The sequence below is a fragment of the Paraburkholderia sp. PGU19 genome (assembly GCF_013426915.1).
Classification (GTDB): domain Bacteria; phylum Pseudomonadota; class Gammaproteobacteria; order Burkholderiales; family Burkholderiaceae; genus Paraburkholderia.
The window spans coordinates 1,468,161-1,484,269 of record NZ_AP023179.1 but is presented as its reverse complement, the minus strand read 5'-3'; the positions used below and the strand labels follow the sequence as shown (position 1 = coordinate 1,484,269).

At 63.6% G+C, this 16,109-nt stretch carries 16 protein-coding genes; 1 reads left to right on the top strand and 15 read right to left on the bottom strand.

The genetic code is table 11. The features are described from left to right. Window positions 1–149: 149 nt before the first annotated feature. From bamB to ndk, 7 genes are all read right to left on the bottom strand, one after another. Window positions 150–1,295: an outer membrane protein assembly factor BamB gene (gene bamB / locus H1204_RS06870; protein ID WP_042307125.1), complete on the bottom strand. Its 1,146-nt coding sequence runs from the start codon at window positions 1,293–1,295 to the stop codon at window positions 150–152. 68 nt (window positions 1,296–1,363) lie between these two features. Further along, a complete protein-coding gene (locus H1204_RS06865; protein ID WP_180730515.1) occupies window positions 1,364–1,990 on the bottom strand; it encodes a tetratricopeptide repeat protein in 627 nt (208 codons plus the stop codon). A 76-nt stretch (window positions 1,991–2,066) separates the two neighbouring features. Further along, window positions 2,067–3,410, bottom strand: coding sequence for a histidine--tRNA ligase (hisS, locus tag H1204_RS06860; RefSeq protein ID WP_180730514.1), 1,344 nt, complete (start codon window positions 3,408–3,410; stop codon window positions 2,067–2,069). Between the two features lie 31 nt (window positions 3,411–3,441). Beyond that, entirely contained in the window at window positions 3,442–4,743 is a 1,302-nt protein-coding gene (ispG, locus tag H1204_RS06855; protein WP_180730513.1) for a flavodoxin-dependent (E)-4-hydroxy-3-methylbut-2-enyl-diphosphate synthase, read from the bottom strand. A gap of 124 nt (window positions 4,744–4,867) precedes the next feature. Then, window positions 4,868–5,968, bottom strand: coding sequence for a RodZ domain-containing protein (locus tag H1204_RS06850; protein WP_180730512.1), 1,101 nt, complete (start codon window positions 5,966–5,968; stop codon window positions 4,868–4,870). A 209-nt stretch (window positions 5,969–6,177) separates the two neighbouring features. Continuing rightward, window positions 6,178–7,326 (bottom strand): 23S rRNA (adenine(2503)-C(2))-methyltransferase RlmN, encoded by a 1,149-nt coding sequence (gene rlmN, locus H1204_RS06845; protein WP_180730511.1) that lies wholly within the window; start codon window positions 7,324–7,326, stop codon window positions 6,178–6,180. A gap of 108 nt (window positions 7,327–7,434) precedes the next feature. After that, complete coding sequence (gene ndk, locus H1204_RS06840) at window positions 7,435–7,860, bottom strand: nucleoside-diphosphate kinase (RefSeq protein WP_007580409.1); 426 nt, start codon at window positions 7,858–7,860, stop codon at window positions 7,435–7,437. Between the two features lie 312 nt (window positions 7,861–8,172). Here ndk and H1204_RS06835 point away from each other — a divergent pair, with 312 nt between their 5' ends. Further along, window positions 8,173–8,871 (top strand): Bax inhibitor-1/YccA family protein, encoded by a 699-nt coding sequence (locus tag H1204_RS06835; protein ID WP_180730510.1) that lies wholly within the window; start codon window positions 8,173–8,175, stop codon window positions 8,869–8,871. A 101-nt stretch (window positions 8,872–8,972) separates the two neighbouring features. Here the strand turns inward: H1204_RS06835 and H1204_RS06830 are convergent, their stop codons facing one another. The 8 genes from H1204_RS06830 to H1204_RS06795 all read right to left on the bottom strand — a co-directional run bounded on the left by H1204_RS06830 (window position 8,973) and on the right by H1204_RS06795 (window position 16,066). Next, window positions 8,973–9,746 (bottom strand): MBL fold metallo-hydrolase, encoded by a 774-nt coding sequence (locus H1204_RS06830; protein ID WP_180730509.1) that lies wholly within the window; start codon window positions 9,744–9,746, stop codon window positions 8,973–8,975. Between the two features lie 8 nt (window positions 9,747–9,754). Then, the gene (bamC, locus tag H1204_RS06825; RefSeq protein ID WP_180730508.1) at window positions 9,755–10,909 is read right to left on the bottom strand and encodes an outer membrane protein assembly factor BamC; all 1,155 of its coding nucleotides are present in this window, start codon (window positions 10,907–10,909) and stop codon (window positions 9,755–9,757) included. Window positions 10,910–11,013: 104 nt separating this feature from the next. Further along, window positions 11,014–11,922 carry a 4-hydroxy-tetrahydrodipicolinate synthase gene (gene dapA / locus H1204_RS06820; protein WP_007580404.1) on the bottom strand — a complete coding sequence of 303 codons (909 nt, stop codon included), beginning with the start codon at window positions 11,920–11,922 and terminating at the stop codon, window positions 11,014–11,016. 42 nt (window positions 11,923–11,964) lie between these two features. After that, complete coding sequence (locus H1204_RS06815; RefSeq protein WP_180730507.1) at window positions 11,965–12,582, bottom strand: class I SAM-dependent methyltransferase; 618 nt, start codon at window positions 12,580–12,582, stop codon at window positions 11,965–11,967. Continuing rightward, on the bottom strand, window positions 12,582–13,784 hold the full coding sequence (locus H1204_RS06810; protein WP_180730506.1) for a tryptophan--tRNA ligase: 1,203 nt from the start codon (window positions 13,782–13,784) through the stop codon (window positions 12,582–12,584). The genes H1204_RS06815 and H1204_RS06810 overlap by 1 nt, the downstream gene beginning before the upstream one ends. A 9-nt stretch (window positions 13,785–13,793) precedes the next feature. Further along, window positions 13,794–14,456 (bottom strand): site-2 protease family protein, encoded by a 663-nt coding sequence (locus H1204_RS06805; protein WP_180730505.1) that lies wholly within the window; start codon window positions 14,454–14,456, stop codon window positions 13,794–13,796. Window positions 14,457–14,514: 58 nt separating this feature from the next. Then, a complete protein-coding gene (locus H1204_RS06800) occupies window positions 14,515–15,150 on the bottom strand; it encodes an L-threonylcarbamoyladenylate synthase (protein WP_035990665.1) in 636 nt (211 codons plus the stop codon). 85 nt (window positions 15,151–15,235) lie between these two features. After that, window positions 15,236–16,066: a 3',5'-nucleoside bisphosphate phosphatase gene (locus H1204_RS06795; RefSeq protein WP_180730504.1), complete on the bottom strand. Its 831-nt coding sequence runs from the start codon at window positions 16,064–16,066 to the stop codon at window positions 15,236–15,238. Between the last annotated feature and the right edge of the window lie 43 nt (window positions 16,067–16,109).

The window sequence follows — 16,109 nt, the reverse complement described above, 5'->3', positions numbered from 1 at the left end:
CGGTCCCGATGATGTGGGGCGGCTTGCGACTTCCGCGCTCGTTCCCGATCAGGATCGGGACGCCATCAAAAAAAGTGCGGCCGGCAAAGCCGGCCTGCATTCACCGCACAACGCGTCGTCGAGGACGCGTCGCACAGCCCAACTACGTTTTAACGCGGACGGAAACCGTACAGATCACCGTCGTGCGTCTGCACGATCAGCGTGTCGCCCGCCAGCACGGGCGCAGCCGTGATGGCGCTGCCGTCCGTCTTCGCACGGGCGACGAACGTGCCGTCGTCGCGCGACAGGAAATGCACGTAACCCTGATAGTCGCCGACCACGGCGGCGTGGCCAAGCAGCATCGGCACGCTGACGTCACGGCTCTTCAACTGGTCGTTGCGCCACAGTTGCTTGCCCGTGTTGGCGTCGAACGCCGACACGATTGCCCAGTCGTCGCCCGCGACCACGACACGGTCGTCCTGGGCAAGACCGCTCGTGCTTGAGAATGCCTTTTCCCACAGCGCGCGGCCCGAGTTTGCGTCGAAGCAGCCAAGCTGACCCTGGAACGTGACCGCGCAGGTTTCGGCGCCGATCAGCGTGGGCGGGCCCGTCACGTCGTTGATACGCTCGACTTCCGTCACGCCCTTCGGATACGACACGGGCGTCGTCCAGTATGCGTCACCCGTCTGCAGGTTGATTGCCGCGAACTGGCCGCCGGGGAAACCGGCGAGCACGGCCTGATCGCCCGCGAACGTCATGCCCGACGATACGCGCAGATTCAGCGGCACCGCGCGGTTGCGATAGTTCCACTTCTGCTCGCCCGTTTGCGCGTTGAACGCGGTGATCTGGCCGTCCACCGTACGTACGACCACGAGACCATTGCCGACGAGCGGCGGCGACAGGATTTCACCCGGTGCCAAGCCCTTCCACGACAGCTTGCCGCTCTGGTCGAGCACGAACACTTCGCCCTTCAGGCCGCCGACGGCCGTCAACGTGCCGTCCGTGCCGACGCCGGCCGACAGGTCGCCGTCTACCTTCGTGCGCCACAGATCCTTGCCCGTTTTAGCATCGATCTTCGCGACCGAGCCGTTTGCGCCCGCCGCATACACGGCGTCGCCGACCGTCACGGGCGAGAACATGTAGCGTCCGGCCTTGCCGACGCTGGACGTCCACACCTGCTGCACGTCGAGCACGGGTTTGAACTCGGTGAGCGGCGTGGGCACGCGGCGCTCGTCTTTCGACGATGAGCAGGCCGTCAAAGCGAGCACGGTCATCGCACAGGCAACGGGCACAGCGTAACGTTTCAGCAGATTCATCGGTGAACGAAGCATGTATGTTGTATTGATCAAAAATTGTCGGCGGACGTTGCAGCGGCGTGCAACGTTCAGCCGCCCAGCGCGTCGAGCTTGAACTGGATCAGTTGACGGGCCGAGGCATCGTTCTTCGGCAGCGAGTCGAGCGCAAGCTTGTAGGCGGCGCGTGCGTCGTCGCGCTTGCCTTGCGCGGCGAGCAGGTCGCCGCGGCGATCCGCGACGACGCCCTTGAACGCATCCGAAGGATCGTTCAGCAGCGCGAGACCCGCGTCATAGGCTTTTTCATCGAGCAGCAGCGACGCAAGACGAAGCTTCGCAAGCTGCTTGAATTCGTCGTCCTTTGCGTGGTCGACAGCCCATTGGAGTTGCGCTTTCGCACCCGGTTCGTCGCCTGCCGCATACAGCGCCTTCGCAGCTGCGAGCGCCGTCATCTGCGCGTAAGCCGTGCCGCTGAACTTGTCTTCCATGTCGGTCGCGACGCGCGTGATGGCCGCCTTGTCCGTACCCGCCGTGGCTTGCTGAACCTGGTCGTACAGCACGGCTGCTTCCGCTGCCTGATGACGCTGCCAATAGTTCCAGCCGTTCCAGCCGGCGGCCGCAACGAGCGCGACCAGCACGATCCACGTGACGCCATTCCCCCACTGCGCCCACCATGCCTTCAGGCTTTCAAGCGACTCTTGTTCGTCGTGGTAACTCATCGCGACGCGTTTTCCTTTCCTGGTGCTTTATATGAATGGGGCCGCAACCGGTGCGGCCCGTCGAATGACGCCGCGATCAGTCGTCGCCGTCTTCGGTGGACGCAACCATCGCATTGATTAGATATTCGGTCAAGTCTTCGAGCGGCACCGTTTGTTGCTCGCTCTTTCCATCGCGTTGCGATGTGTCGCGCAGGGCCTTCACGCCAGCCGTCCCGTTCGCGATCTCGTCTTCGCCGAGGACCACGGCGAACGCTGCGCCGCTTGCGTCCGCGCGCTTCATCTGCGACTTGAAGCTCGACGCCTGACCGTCAGGACTGCAATGCAGAATCACGTCGAGGCCCGTGTCGCGCAGACGCTCGGCCACGATGAACGCCCGCTCGCGTGCCGCATCGCCCTGGTGCGCGACGTACACGTCGCACCCTTCCGCTTCGGGCACGAGCTCCTCTTCCTTTAGCAGCTCGAGAATGCGCTCGATGCCCATCGCCCAGCCGCACGCCGCCGTCGGCTTGCCGCCGAGCTGCTCGATCAGCGGATCGTAGCGGCCGCCTGCCGCGACCGTGCCTTGCGCGCCGAGCTTGTCGGTAACCCATTCGAACACGGTCAGATTGTAATAATCCAGACCGCGCACGAGACGCGGATTGATCGTGAACGGAATGTTGTTCGCCTTCAGGATGCGTTGCAGCCCTTCGAAGTGCGCGCGCGATTCCTCGCCGAGAAAATCGATCAGCTTCGGCGCGTTCTGCGCGACTTCCTGCATGGCCGGGTTCTTCGTATCCAGCACGCGCAGCGGGTTCGTGTGCAGGCGGCGCTTTGCGTCTTCGTCGAGCACGTCGAGGTGCTTCTCGAGATAAGCGATCAGTTCGACGCGGTGCTTTGCACGCTCTTCCGCGAGACCCAGCGAGTTGATTTCGAGCTTGATGCCCGTCAATCCGAGGTCGTCCCACAAACGCTGGCACATCAGGATGATCTCAGCGTCCGTATCCGGGCCGGCGAAGCCGAGCGCCTCGACACCGACCTGATGGAACTGGCGATAACGGCCACGCTGCGGACGTTCGTGACGGAACATCGGGCCGATGTACCACAGGCGCTTCGGGCCGTCATACAGCATGTTGTGTTCGATCGATGCACGCACGACGGCAGCCGTGTTCTCCGGACGCATCGTCAGGTTTTCGCCGTTCAGCGCGTCGGTGAAGCTGTACATCTCTTTTTCGACGATGTCCGTCACCTCGCCGATACCGCGCGTGAAGAGCTGCGTGTGCTCGACGATCGGCGTGCGGATATTCTGGTATCCGTACGAACGCAGCATCGACTTGACCGTCGTTTCGAAAAACTCCCACAGGCTGGCGTCCTGCGGAAGGATATCGTTCATGCCCTTCACGCCGGACAACTTTTCGAGCTTCTGCTTCTTCTGTTCAGTCATCTGTCTACTTGACGATTGGATGTGGAGCGAATCAGTTCGTCGCTTCGGCGCGACCATAGGTGCGCTCGACGTAATCGCTCACGATCTGCTGGAATTCCTGCGCGATATGTTCGCCGCGCAGCGTCTTGACCTTCACGCCGTCGATAAACACGGGCGCGGCGGGGTTTTCGCCCGAGCCCGGCAAGCTGATACCGATGTTCGCGTGCTTCGACTCGCCCGGACCGTTGACGATGCAGCCCATCACGGCGACGTGCATCTTCTCGACGCCGGGGTATGTGTCGCGCCACATCGGCATTTGCGTGCGCAGATACGTTTGAATCTGCGATGCGAGTTCCTGGAACAGCGTGCTCGTCGTGCGGCCACATCCGGGGCACGCGATGACCATCGGCGTGAACGAGCGCAGGCCCATCGTCTGCAGGATTTCCTGGCCGACGATCACTTCGCCCGTGCGCGATGCGCCCGGTTCCGGCGTCAGCGAAATGCGGATCGTGTCGCCGATGCCCTGCTGCAGCAGCACGGAGAGCGCCGCAGTCGACGCCACGATGCCCTTCGAGCCCATGCCCGCTTCCGTCAGGCCGAGGTGCAGCGCGAAGTCGCAACGGCGCGCGAGTTCCTGGTACACGGCGATCAGATCCTGCACGCCGCTCACCTTGCACGACAGGATGATCTTGTCGCGCCCAAGGCCCAGTTCGACAGCACGTTCCGCCGAGCCGATCGCCGACTGGATCAGCGCTTCGTACATCACGCTTTGCGCTTCCCACGGTTCGGCGCGCGTGGCGTTTTCGTCCATCATCCGTGCGAGCAGGTCCTGATCGAGGCTGCCCCAATTCACGCCGATGCGCACCGGCTTGTCATACTTCGCAGCCGCTTCGATCATCTGCGCGAATTGCGTGTCGCGCTTGGCGCCCTGGCCGACGTTGCCCGGGTTGATCCGGTATTTCGACAGCGCCTCGGCGCAGCCCGGATAGTCGCGCAGCAGCAGATGGCCGTTGTAGTGGAAATCGCCGACCAGCGGCACCGTGACGCCCATCCGGTCGAGTTGCTCGCGAACCGCGGGCACGGCGGCCGCCGCTTCCGGCGTGTTGACCGTGATGCGCACCAGCTCCGAGCCAGCCTGCGCGAGTTCCTTGATCTGGATTGCCGTACCGATCGCGTCTGCCGTATCGGTGTTCGTCATCGACTGCACGCGCACGGGCGCGTCGCCGCCGATCGTCACGAGCTGGCCGCCCCAACGGACGTCGACCGCATGCGAGCGGCGACGCGGCGCATGACCGCCGAACACCGGCACGGTCGAAACAATCTGACTGCTGGATTTCACTTGATCGGAGTGCATCGATAAACCCGCTTACGCCACCTGCTCACGGCCCGAAAAGTGTCCGGCCCCGTTGAGAAATACGGCGCATGAATTGAAAAAGCGCCGCGGCCTCGAAGCCGCGACGCACACGATTGAACTGGCGTCAGGGCAGCGCGAAGCGTGCCACATTGCCCTTCGCCGACGCATATTTGGCCGGGTCGACCGGCTGGCCGTCCAGCGTGATCGAGTCCAGACCCGCCTTGTTGCCGACCGTCACCTTGAGCGGCGGTATTCCACTGACTTCCTTGGCTTCGCCCGCGTGCACGAGTCCGGAGAATACTTCCTTGCCGTCCTTCTGGCGCACGCTGAACCAGCTGTCCTGCTTGACCGACAGCGCAACCGACGACGAACCTTCCGGCGCGGCCGGCGACTCGCTCGCCGACACTGCCGCAACGACGGCCGGCGCCGCGCTCGCGGCCTTCGGCGCCACAGCAGACGGCGTCGATGCCGATGCCGTTGCCGATGCCGATGCGGCCGTCGATGCCGGAACGCCTGCCATCGGGAGCGGCGTGGGCATCGGCGTCGCCGACGCGCCTTCAGCGGCCGCCTGCGTATCCGTTTGGGCCGCCGAATCCGACGCGCTGATTTCGCCCGTCACAGCCGAGCCGCTGGCAGCCTGTGCTGCACTCGACGACGCCGTTTCCGTCGACGTCGCACTGCCGGCGATGCCCTTCAGACGCGCAAGCCACGCGGTCGAGTCGCCACTGTTCGTATGCCACATGGCGAGCGCGATCAGCACGACCACCGCGAGCGCAACGCCCCACATCCACGAACGGCGGCGCGGCGCACCACCGCCAAGCGACAGCGAGACCTTCCCGCGCGGCAGATCGGTACCCGCCGACGCCGGCATGGTCAGCGCAGGTTCCGGCACGCCCTTTTCGCGACGCAACGCCTGCGTCATCGGGGCGGGATCGGCACCCACCATTTTTGCGTAGCTGCGCAAAACGCCCAGCGCGAACGTGGTGTCCGGCAACTGGGTGAGATCGCCCGCTTCGAGCCCGCGCAGCTTGCCCGGCGAAACCTTCAGGCGCGCGGACACGTCCTCGACCGACCAGCCTTTTGACTCGCGCAACTGCGCAAGCCGCGCGCCGACGGCGCCCAGCGAGTCGAACCCGGTCGGCACGGCTGCCGGCGCGGCCACCTGCAGCGGTCGTTCCGAATGCGTATCCATGTCGTGCGGTTGCGGGTGCTGCGGCTCACTCATCCCAAATCCTTTCGCGTCGATTCTTTTATCACTCATGCGATCGGGCGGCTTTTCGTCTCGCCCGGTTTCGCAGACCGTTTATAACAAAATGTGCGGCTGTGCGTGCCGCTTCCGATCGCTTTTGAAAACTTTCTTTTCACATCACGCGACACGGCGCACCCGAAGAGGCAGCTTGCTGGCATGCCGCCCCTTTTCGCCAGTCGCGGGCCTTACACGGCGCGAACTTCGATGACCTTCGACTTGCCGGTGCGCTCAGCCAGGCGCGTGCGGTCCTTGACCGCGCCCGCCAACTGGCCGCAAGCCGCGTCGATATCGTCGCCGCGCGTCTTGCGCACTGTCGTGACGACCCCTGCGTCGATCAACACCTGCGCGAAACGCTTGATCTGCTCGTTTTTCGAGCGAACCAGCCCCGATTCCGGGAACGGATTGAACGGAATCAGGTTGAATTTGCACGGCACGTCGCGCGTAACGGCCAGCAATTCGCGTGCGTGCGCTTCGCTGTCGTTCACGCCGTCGAGCATGCAGTATTCGAACGTGATGAAGTCGCGCGGCGCGACTTTCAGATACCGCTGGCACGCGGCCATCAGCTCGCGCAGCGGATACTTTTTGTTGAGCGGCACCAGCACGTCGCGCAGCGCGTCGTTTGGCGCGTGCAGCGAAACGGCGAGGGCAACGGGCAGATCGGCGCCGAGCCGGTCCATCATCGGCACGACGCCCGAGGTAGACAGCGTGACGCGCCGGCGCGACAGGCCGTAGGCGTTGTCGTCGAGCATCAGGCGCATGGCGGGCACGACGGCGTCGTAATTGAGCAGTGGCTCGCCCATGCCCATCATCACGACGTTCGTGACGACGCGCTCGCCCTTGCCCTCACCGCCCGTCGCGCGTCCGCCGGCCGTGCCGAGCGACGCGCGCAGCGCGAACTCGGCCATGCGCAGCTGGCCGATGATTTCGCCCGTGCTGAGATTGCGTGAGAAACCCTGCTTGCCCGTCGAACAGAAACGGCAGTTGACGGCGCACCCCGCCTGCGACGACACGCACAGCGTGCCACGCGTTTCTTCGGGGATGAAGACGGTTTCAACGGCATTGCCGTTGCCGACGTCGACGAGCCACTTGCGTGTACCGTCGGTGGAAATATGGTCGCTGACGATGGGCGGCATCGTGATGGATGCACGCCCTTTCAGCTTTTCGCGCAAGGACTTCGCGAGATCGGTCATCCCGTCGAAGTCGGCAGCGTTGTACTGGTGTAGCCAGCGCTGCAATTGCTTGGCGCGAAACGGCTTCTCGCCGAGGCTGTCGCAATAAGCGACGAGGCCAGCGGCGTCGAGATCGAGAAGGTTGACGGTGGGACTGCTCGTCATATCGAATCCTGCCATTCAGTGCGAGACTGCGTTCATGCAACAAGCTGCATGAACGCGTATGCCGCTCGCGCCCGCTCCTGCTGCTATTGCTGCTGTCCTACGAAGCGCTTAGCGCGAGTAGACGTTGACTTCCGGGAAGAAGAACGCGATTTCGCCGCGTGCCGTTTCCACTGCGTCCGAGCCATGGACTGCGTTCGCGTCGATGCTGTCGGCGAAGTCAGCACGGATCGTGCCCTTGTCGGCCTTCTTCGGGTCCGTTGCACCCATCAGGTCGCGGTTCTTCAGGATGGCGCCTTCGCCTTCCAGGACTTGAACCTGCACCGGGCCGGAGATCATGAATTCAACCAGATCCTTGAAGAACGGGCGTTCTGCGTGCACAGCGTAGAACTTCTCTGCGTCAGCGCGCGACAGATGAACCATGCGCGATGCCACGATCTTCAGGCCAGCGTTTTCGAAGCGGCTGTAGATCTGGCCGATCACGTTCTTGGCCACTGCGTCCGGCTTGATAATCGACAGGGTGCGTTCGATCGCCATAAAAACTCCAGAAAATTAAGAGGTTACAGATTTAAATGAATCCGCTATTGTAGCATGTTCCAGTGTATGATTGCGATTGAACCCTTACGACACTGTAAGGTCTAAGTTGAGGTCGCCCAAATCCTTTAAGTCTGCGCTAAGAATGGGGTAACACAATGTAATCGCACGGTGTCGTGTGCCGCATTGAAACTCCCCGCTACGCCGCTAATCTTAGGGTTGTGGGTTCGCGTGACGGCGGCAATCGCCAGCCAGCACCGTACAAAAACCGTTGCAAGCCACGTCGCAACACTGCGTCTGACGCAAGGAGAAACCATGAACGAATATCCCTATAACTTCGGTCGGGGCGGCAGCGTCACCACGGCCGAGACCCGCAACCGGGTACTGCGCAACACCTACTGGCTGCTCGCGCTGTCGATGGTGCCGACCGTCCTCGGCGCGTGGGTGGGCGTCGCCACCGGCTTCTCGCTGTTCGCCGCCACCAGCCCGGCGATGAGCATGCTCGCGTTCTTCGCGATCGCGTTCGGCTTCATGTTCGCGATCCAGAAGACGAAAGACAGCTCCGTCGGCGTGTTCGTCCTGCTCGGCTTCACGTTCTTCATGGGCCTGATGCTGTCGCGCCTGTTGAGCTTCATCCTGGGCTTTTCGAACGGGCCGCAGCTGATCATGCTCGCCTTCGGTGGCACTGGTGTGATCTTCGCCGCGATGGCGACGATCGCCACGGTCAGCAAGCGTGACTTCTCGGGCCTCGGCAAATGGCTGTTCGTCGGCGTGATCGTGCTGCTGCTGGCCATGGTTGCGAATGTGTTTCTGCAACTGCCTGCGCTGATGCTGACGGTGTCGGTGCTCGCGATCGTGATCTTCTCGGCCTACATGCTGTTCGACGTGCAACGCGTTGTGAACGGCGGCGAGACGAACTACATCACGGCCACGCTCGCGATCTACCTCGACCTGTACAACGTGTTCGTGAACTTGCTGTCGATCCTCGGCATCTTCGGCGGCAACCGTAACTGATCGACGCTGAACGCTAGCCAAAACAAAACGCCCGTGACGAGCAATCGTCACGGGCGTTTTTCATTTCAAGGCGATTTCAAGGCGCCATACGAGGGCGACGTTCAAACGCTCAACCAGCCGAACCCGTCGCCCTGCGTCGCCACTACCACTTCTGTCGCCGCCGCGCCCAGCACGGCAGCCATCGCCGCCTGCGCGAGTTCAGGCAGATTGTTCTGCTGACTCAGATGCGCCGCCACCAGATGCCGCAGCTTCGAGCGATCGAGGGAAGCGAGAATATCCGCCGCCGCGTCATTGTTCAGATGCCCATGATTGCCGCCGATCCGCGCCTTCAGCGACGGCGGATATCGCGAACCCGCCAGCATCTGCACATCGTGATTGCATTCCAGCACGAGCGCGTCGCAACCGCTCAGTACCGCGCTGATATGCGGCGTCGACGTGCCGACGTCGGTCAGCACGCCCAGGCGCGATGCACCATCGGAAAACACGTACTGCAGCGGCTCGCGGGCATCGTGCGGCACGGTGTACGGCAGCACGCTCAGATCGCCGATTGCGACGGCTTCGTCGCCCCACAGCACATGCAGATCGATATCCGCTTCGTCGGCGCCGACGGCGCGCGCCGTGCCCCAGCTCATGTACAACGGAATGGACAGCTTGCGCGCCAGTGTCAGCGCGCTGCCGATGTGATCGCTGTGTTCGTGCGTGATGAGAATGGCGTCGAGCTCGTCGACGCCAGCGCCCAGCCGCTCTAGCCGCCGGGCGATTTCTTTGCCCGAGAAGCCGCAGTCCAGCAGGATGCGCGTGGTCGCGACACCGCTTTGGGCTTCGACCAGCAATGCATTGCCTTCACTGCCGCTTCCCAGACTGGCGAATCGCACGACCCGCCTTAGTTCAGTTGCGCATGCAGCAGCGACACGATGCGCTGCGCGTCCGACGACGTATCCACCTGACCATTCGAGTCGACGACGGCAACCTGCGTCATCGCGTCGCCCTTCGAGCGCACATTGACGAGGAATTCGTGGCTGTCTTTCTTCGCGCTCTTGTCGCTGTAGAACAGCTTGCCGAACAGGCCGTCGCGCTTAAGTTCCTGCATCGAATCCGCGTAACGCACGTAGTAGATGCCCTTTTCGCGATCGCGGTTGTCGACGGTGAAGTTCGTACGGTCGAGCGCAAGGCCGACGCGCAGCCAGGCGCGATCGAACGATTCAGGCAGGTCGAGCGTCGCGCCGCCCGCGCTCTTGTCGAGCTGCGCCTGCGCCGTCGCCGGACGCGCGTCCGTCAGCAGTTGCTTCGATTGCGCGTCGGTGAGGCCGAACTTCTGCATCAGCTTGGCGAGGAACTCGGCTTCCAGCGCGGGATCGCGCGGACGCTCGACCCAGCGCGACGAGGTCTTGTCCTGTCCCGTCAGCACTTCTTCCATCGCCGAGTGCGTGATCGAGATATCGGTTGCGCCTGTGCCGCTCGAATCGCGCGAAACCAGCGTGCGGAAGCTGTCGCGCGTGCCCGACGAGTAAGCGAAATCGACCACCTTGCCGATCGTGCGACGGAACCAGTCATCCGGAATGTTCGCGCGATTTTCCGCCCAGTCGGTCGACATGATGCCCGTGGTCGGCGCGTCGGTCTTCAGCGAGAAACCGTTCTCGGTCCAGAACTCCTGCAACTGCGGCCACAGCTGTTCCGGCGAACGGCCGTCCACGACGAGCCAGCGGCGGTCGCCGTCGCGCTCGATATGCATGCCCAGCGGGTCTTGCGTGCTCGGCACGCCTTCCGTCAGGTTGCCCGCTGTGGTCTTCGCGCGTTGCGGCGCGCCGCCGAGCGCCGCGCCTGCAGGAGGCGCCACGTAGCGCTGGTCGATTTGCGCAGCGGACAGATCGCTAGGCACGGCGAGCGGCGGCGCACTCGCGGTTGCCTTGTAGTTCACTCGGTCCGACGCGAGCATGTCGTTCAGCGACTCGCAGCCAGAAAGCGACGCGATCGCGCCAGCCGCAAGCGTCAGCGCCGCCAGGCGCGTTGCGTGGAGGGAAAGTGCGGAACGTTTCATGGGGTCCTTCGTGAAGCTAAACGCGCTGCCTGGATCGGTGCGGACCGTGGGCGATATCGACGTCAGTTGAAAAAATGCCGGGAGGCGCCTGAAATGTCAGACGCTCAGCCGAGCAGCCCAGCCTCGCGCAGCGCGGCGCGAACCACGTCGTGGTAACGCGCGTCGAGCGGCGTAAGAGGCAGACGGATGCCGCCCTTGACGCGGCCCAGTTGCTGCAATGCCCACTTGGCAGGAATCGGATTCGATTCGATAAAGAGGTTCTTGTGCAGCGAGAGAAGTTTCAGATGGATTTCACGCGCCGTCTTCGCGTCGGCTGCGAGCGCGGCCTTGCACAGGTCGCTCATCAAGCGCGGCGCGATGTTCGCCGTCACCGAGATATTGCCGTGGCCGCCCAGCAGCATCAGCGCAATCGCGGTCGGATCGTCACCGCTGTAAATGCCGAAGTGCGCCGGCGCCGACTTGATCAGATGCGCAGCGCGATCGATGTTACCCGTCGCTTCCTTCACGCCGATGATGCCCGGCACGTTCGCGAGACGCAGGATCGTCTCGTTCGACATGTCCGCGACCGTGCGGCCCGGCACGTTGTACAGGATCACGGGAAGATCGACCGTCTCGGCGATTTTCGAGAAATGGCGGTAGATGCCTTCCTGCGTCGGCTTGTTGTAGTACGGCACGACCTGAAGCGTGGCATCGGCACCCACTTTCTTCGCCTGCTCGGTCAACTCGATGGCTTCCGTCGTCGAATTGGCGCCCGCGCCCGCGATCACGGGAATGCGGCCGGCTGCCTGCTCGACGGCCGTCCGGACCATCAGCACGTGCTCTTCGACCGACAGCGTCGCCGACTCGCCGCTCGTGCCGACCACGACCAGACCGTTCGTGCCCTCTTCGATGTGCCAGTCGACCAGTTTGCGGAAGGCGGGGAGATCGAGACTGCCGTCTTCGAGCATCGGAGTGATGATGGCGGGAATGCTGCCGCGAATCGCGACGCCGTCTTGCTGAGTGCCGTTAGCCATGAAACGCCATGAATTTGTACAATAAACTGCGATTGTAGCGGATTAACCGGTCAGATCGTAACGCGGGGGAACACCCGTATCTTTCGTTTCGACCGACCCATCCGGCTCGCGCACCGCGCAAATGCGCTGCACGTAGGCGGGACGCGGCTCCGCGAGGAATCCATCTTGAAATGCAACGACACGTAACAGTCCGCGCATCGTATCGAGCAGCTCGCCGGGCGCGAGCAGAAAAGCGGGGTTCGAAGGCTTGCCGACCGTTTCGTTGCCTTGGGCGAAGGTTTCGTAGACCAACACGCCGCCAGGCGCGAGCGCGCCGAGCAATTGGGGAAAGAGCGGACGATGCAGATAGTTCGTGACGACGACGGCGGCGAATTGCGCATCCGCCGGCAGCGGCCACGGACCGTTTTCGATATCGGCGGCGACGGTCGTGATGCCGTCCACGCCGTTCATCGACTCCAGAGCGGCGGCATCGCGGTCGATTGCCGTAACGGGATGGCCGCGCGCCGCGAAAAACCGCGCGTGCCGCCCCGCCCCCGATGCCACGTCGAGCACCGCGCCGCCCGCTTCGACCAGGTGCGCCCAGCGCTTGACCCAGCGCGACGGCTCGCCGATCGCCGCATGGCTCGCGCCAGACGCGCCCAGGTTCTGGCCGCCCGTCATCAGGTGTACGACAGGCCCATCGCTTCGCGCACGTCGCGCATCGTCTCCGACGCGAAACGGCGCGCCTTGTCGCAACCGTCAGCGACGATCGCGCGCAGCAGGGACGGATCGTCCATGTACTTCTGCGCACGTTCGAGCATCGGCTGCTGCTCGCGCAAAATGCCTTCGATCACCGGCTGCTTGCACTCCAGGCACCCGATGCCCGCCGTGCGGCAGCCCTTTTGCACCCACTCGTGCGTGTCAGCGTCGGTGTAGACCTGATGAAGCTGCCATACGGGGCATTTGTCCGGATCGCCCGGATCGGTGCGGCGCACGCGCGCCGGGTCGGTCGGCATGGTGCGGACTTTCTTCGTGATCGTCTCGGCGTCTTCGCGCAGGCCGATCGTGTTGCCGTACGACTTCGACATCTTCTGACCGTCGAGGCCGGGCATGCGCGACGCTTCCGTCAGCAGCACCTGCGGCTCGGGCAGGATGATCTTGCGCGAGCCTTCGAGATAACCGAACAGGCGCTCGCGATCGCTCATCGACAGGCTTTGTGACTCCGACAGCATTGCGCGCGCCTTTTCGAGCGCTTCTTCCTGGCCTTCCTGCTGATACGCGACGCGCAGTTCGTGATAAAGCTTCGAGCGCTTGCCGCCGAGCTTCTTCGCGGCTTCGTTCGCCTTCTCCTCGAAGCCGGGTTCGCGCCCGTACATGTGGTTGAAGCGCCGCGCCATTTCGCGCGCCATTTCGACGTGCGGCACCTGGTCCTCGCCGACGGGCACGAGCGACGCGCGGTACAGCAGGATGTCGGCCGCCATCAGCACGGGATAGCCGAGGAAGCCGTACGTGCCGAGATCCTTGTCGCGCAGCTTCTCGATCTGTTCCTTGTAGGTCGGCACGCGTTCGAGCCAGCTGAGCGGCGTGCTCATGCCGAGCAGCAGCGAGAGTTCGGCGTGCTCGGGCACGCGGCTCTGGATGAACAGCGTCGCCTGCGCCGGATCGATGCCCGAAGCGAGCCAGTCGATCAGCACATCCCAGACGTTCTTCTCGATGACTTCCGGCGTTTCATAGTGAGTGGTCAGCGCATGCCAGTCGACCACGCAGAAGAAGCACGGGTACTCGGACTGCAGGCGCACCCAGTTTTTCAGCACGCCGTGATAGTGGCCGAGGTGCAGCGAGCCGGTAGGCCGCATGCCGGAGAAGATACGGTCGGGGTACATGGTTTTGATTTATAGAAGCGAAACGAGAGGTGTCAGGATAACCGTCACGGCCTCATAGCCGATATTCACGAGCGGACGCAGCCAGAAACGCGTCAACGCGCCCGTCATCACGAGCGCCATCACGATGAAGAAACCGTAAGGCTCGATGCGCGCGAGCGCCATCGCCGGGCGCACGGGCAATAGGGCCGTCAGCACGCGGCCACCGTCGAGCGGCGGCAACGGAAAGAGGTTCAGCACGCCGAGCACCAGGTTCACGCCGACGCCCGCACCCGCCATGCGCGTGAAGAACGGCTCGTCGATATTCATCGCTGCGAGCGCGACGCCAAATATGCCCCAGACGAGCGCCTGCGCGAAATTGCACAGCGGCCCCGCGAGCGCGACCCACATCGAGCCCCAGCGCGGATTGCGCAGATTGCCGAAGGCGACGGGCACGGGCTTCGCATAGCCGAACATGAATGCGCCGCTCGTGGCGAAGTACAGCACAAGCGGAATCACGATCGTGCCGATCGGGTCGATGTGCCGCATCGGATTGAATGACACGCGGCCGAGCACGTACGCGGTGTTGTCGCCGAGCATGCGCGCGACGTAGCCATGAGCCGCCTCGTGCAGCGTGATCGCGAAGATCACCGGTAATGCGTAGACGACGATGGTCTGTATGAGGGAGGAATCCATATCGCTCTATTGTAACAACGGCGCCTTGCGGCTCTGTCGGCTTTCGTTCATGTGACTTTTATGCCGTCTCTTCGAGACCGAACGGCGCGAGCGAGCCGCGCCCCGGCCGCACCAGCACGGGCTCCTCGCCCGTCAGGTCGATGACCGTCGACGGCTCGCACGGACACGCGCCGCCGTCGATCACCAGATCCAGTTGCTTTTCCAGTTTCTCGCGGATTTCTTCCGGATCGTTCAGCGGCTGCGTCTCGCCCGGCAGGATCAGCGTCGAGCCGAGCAGCGGCTCGCCGAGCTCTTCGAGGATGGCGAGTGTGATCGCGTGGTCGGGCACGCGCAGGCCGATCGTCTTGCGCGATGGATGCGACAGACGCCGCGGCACTTCCTTGGTCGCCTGCAACACGAACACATACGGACCCGGCGTCACCGATTTGATCAGACGGTATTGGCGGTTGTCGACGAGCGCGAAGTTCGCCAGTTCGGATAGATCGCGCACGAGCAGCGACAGCAATTGACGCTCGTCCAGCCCGCGAATGCGCCGCACGCGGTCGACGGCATTCTTGTTGTCCAGCTGGCAGGCGAGCGCGTAGCTCGAATCGGTCGGCAGCGCGACCACACCGCCGCCTTCGATGATCTGCGCCGCCTGCTTGATCAGCCGCGGCTGCGGATTGTCCGGGTGAAGCCGAAAATATTGGGACATGATGTCGTCAGAAGGTCGGGAATCGGCAGACAGCAAGCAAGGGCTCATGCAGCGGGCATGCCCGCGCAACACACGAAACCAGAGCTTACAGCCAACGTTCCCAGACTGGCTTCAGATCGGACGGCAGCGGCGGCAGACTGCCGAGTTCGACGCGGCCCTCGCCCGCCGCATGAAAGTCGGAACCGCGCGATGCCTCGAAGCCGAAGCGGCGCGCGACGTCCGCGTACTCGCGATACTGATCGGGCGTGTGACTACCCGTCACGACTTCGATTGCCTTGCCGCCGAGATCGATGAATTCGGCGAACAGCGCGTCGAACTCAGTCTGCGTGTAGGCATAGCGGCCCGGATGCGCGATCACCGCTTCGCCGCCCGACACCCGAATCCATTTGACGGCGTCGGCGAGCTTCGACCAGCGATGCGCCACGTAGCCCGGCTTGCCGTCGCCGAGAAAGCGGTTGAACACGTCCTGCGTGTTTTCCGCGTAGCCGCTCTCGACCATGAAGCGCGCGAAGTGCGTGCGCGAAATCATGTCGGGATTCGACACGAACTTCAGTGCGCCTGCGTACGCGTCGGGAATGCCGAGCGTGGCCAATTGTTCACCGATCGCTTCCGCCCGCGCGGCGCGGCCATTGCGCGTGCGCTCGAGCCCTTCGACGAGATCCTTGCAGGCCGGATCGACATGCAGGCCGACCACGTGAATGGTGCGCGACGCCCATGTCACCGAAATTTCGACGCCGCTCAAATACTGCATGCCGAGCGCCTCAGCCGCTTCGCGCGCTTCGACCTGACCGCCGATTTCGTCGTGATCGGTGAGCGCCCACAGCGTCACGCCGCCGGCATGCGCGCGGCGCGCGACGTCGGCGGGCGCGAAGGCGCCGTCGGAAACGGTGGAATGGCAATGCAGATCGGCGTTCATCGTTTTATGGATAGCGTGATCCGATCATTTTACTGCAACGCAG

Coding starts and splice junctions, on each gene's coding strand:
- H1204_RS06815 (WP_180730507.1), bottom strand. CDS start 12,582: ATGACGGGCGGCCAGAACCTGGGCGCGTCTGGCGCGAGCCATGCGGCG.
- hisS (WP_180730514.1), bottom strand. CDS start 3,410: ATGACTGAACAGAAGAAGCAGAAGCTCGAAAAGTTGTCCGGCGTGAAG.
- H1204_RS06800 (WP_035990665.1), bottom strand. CDS start 15,150: ATGTCCCAATATTTTCGGCTTCACCCGGACAATCCGCAGCCGCGGCTG.
- H1204_RS06805 (WP_180730505.1), bottom strand. CDS start 14,456: ATGGATTCCTCCCTCATACAGACCATCGTCGTCTACGCATTACCGGTG.
- bamC (WP_180730508.1), bottom strand. CDS start 10,909: ATGAAACGTTCCGCACTTTCCCTCCACGCAACGCGCCTGGCGGCGCTG.
- bamB (WP_042307125.1), bottom strand. CDS start 1,295: ATGAATCTGCTGAAACGTTACGCTGTGCCCGTTGCCTGTGCGATGACC.
- rlmN (WP_180730511.1), bottom strand. CDS start 7,326: ATGACGAGCAGTCCCACCGTCAACCTTCTCGATCTCGACGCCGCTGGC.
- H1204_RS06810 (WP_180730506.1), bottom strand. CDS start 13,784: ATGTACCCCGACCGTATCTTCTCCGGCATGCGGCCTACCGGCTCGCTG.
- dapA (WP_007580404.1), bottom strand. CDS start 11,922: ATGGCTAACGGCACTCAGCAAGACGGCGTCGCGATTCGCGGCAGCATT.
- ispG (WP_180730513.1), bottom strand. CDS start 4,743: ATGCACTCCGATCAAGTGAAATCCAGCAGTCAGATTGTTTCGACCGTG.
- H1204_RS06835 (WP_180730510.1), top strand. CDS start 8,173: ATGAACGAATATCCCTATAACTTCGGTCGGGGCGGCAGCGTCACCACG.
- H1204_RS06850 (WP_180730512.1), bottom strand. CDS start 5,968: ATGAGTGAGCCGCAGCACCCGCAACCGCACGACATGGATACGCATTCG.
- H1204_RS06865 (WP_180730515.1), bottom strand. CDS start 1,990: ATGAGTTACCACGACGAACAAGAGTCGCTTGAAAGCCTGAAGGCATGG.
- H1204_RS06795 (WP_180730504.1), bottom strand. CDS start 16,066: ATGAACGCCGATCTGCATTGCCATTCCACCGTTTCCGACGGCGCCTTC.
- ndk (WP_007580409.1), bottom strand. CDS start 7,860: ATGGCGATCGAACGCACCCTGTCGATTATCAAGCCGGACGCAGTGGCC.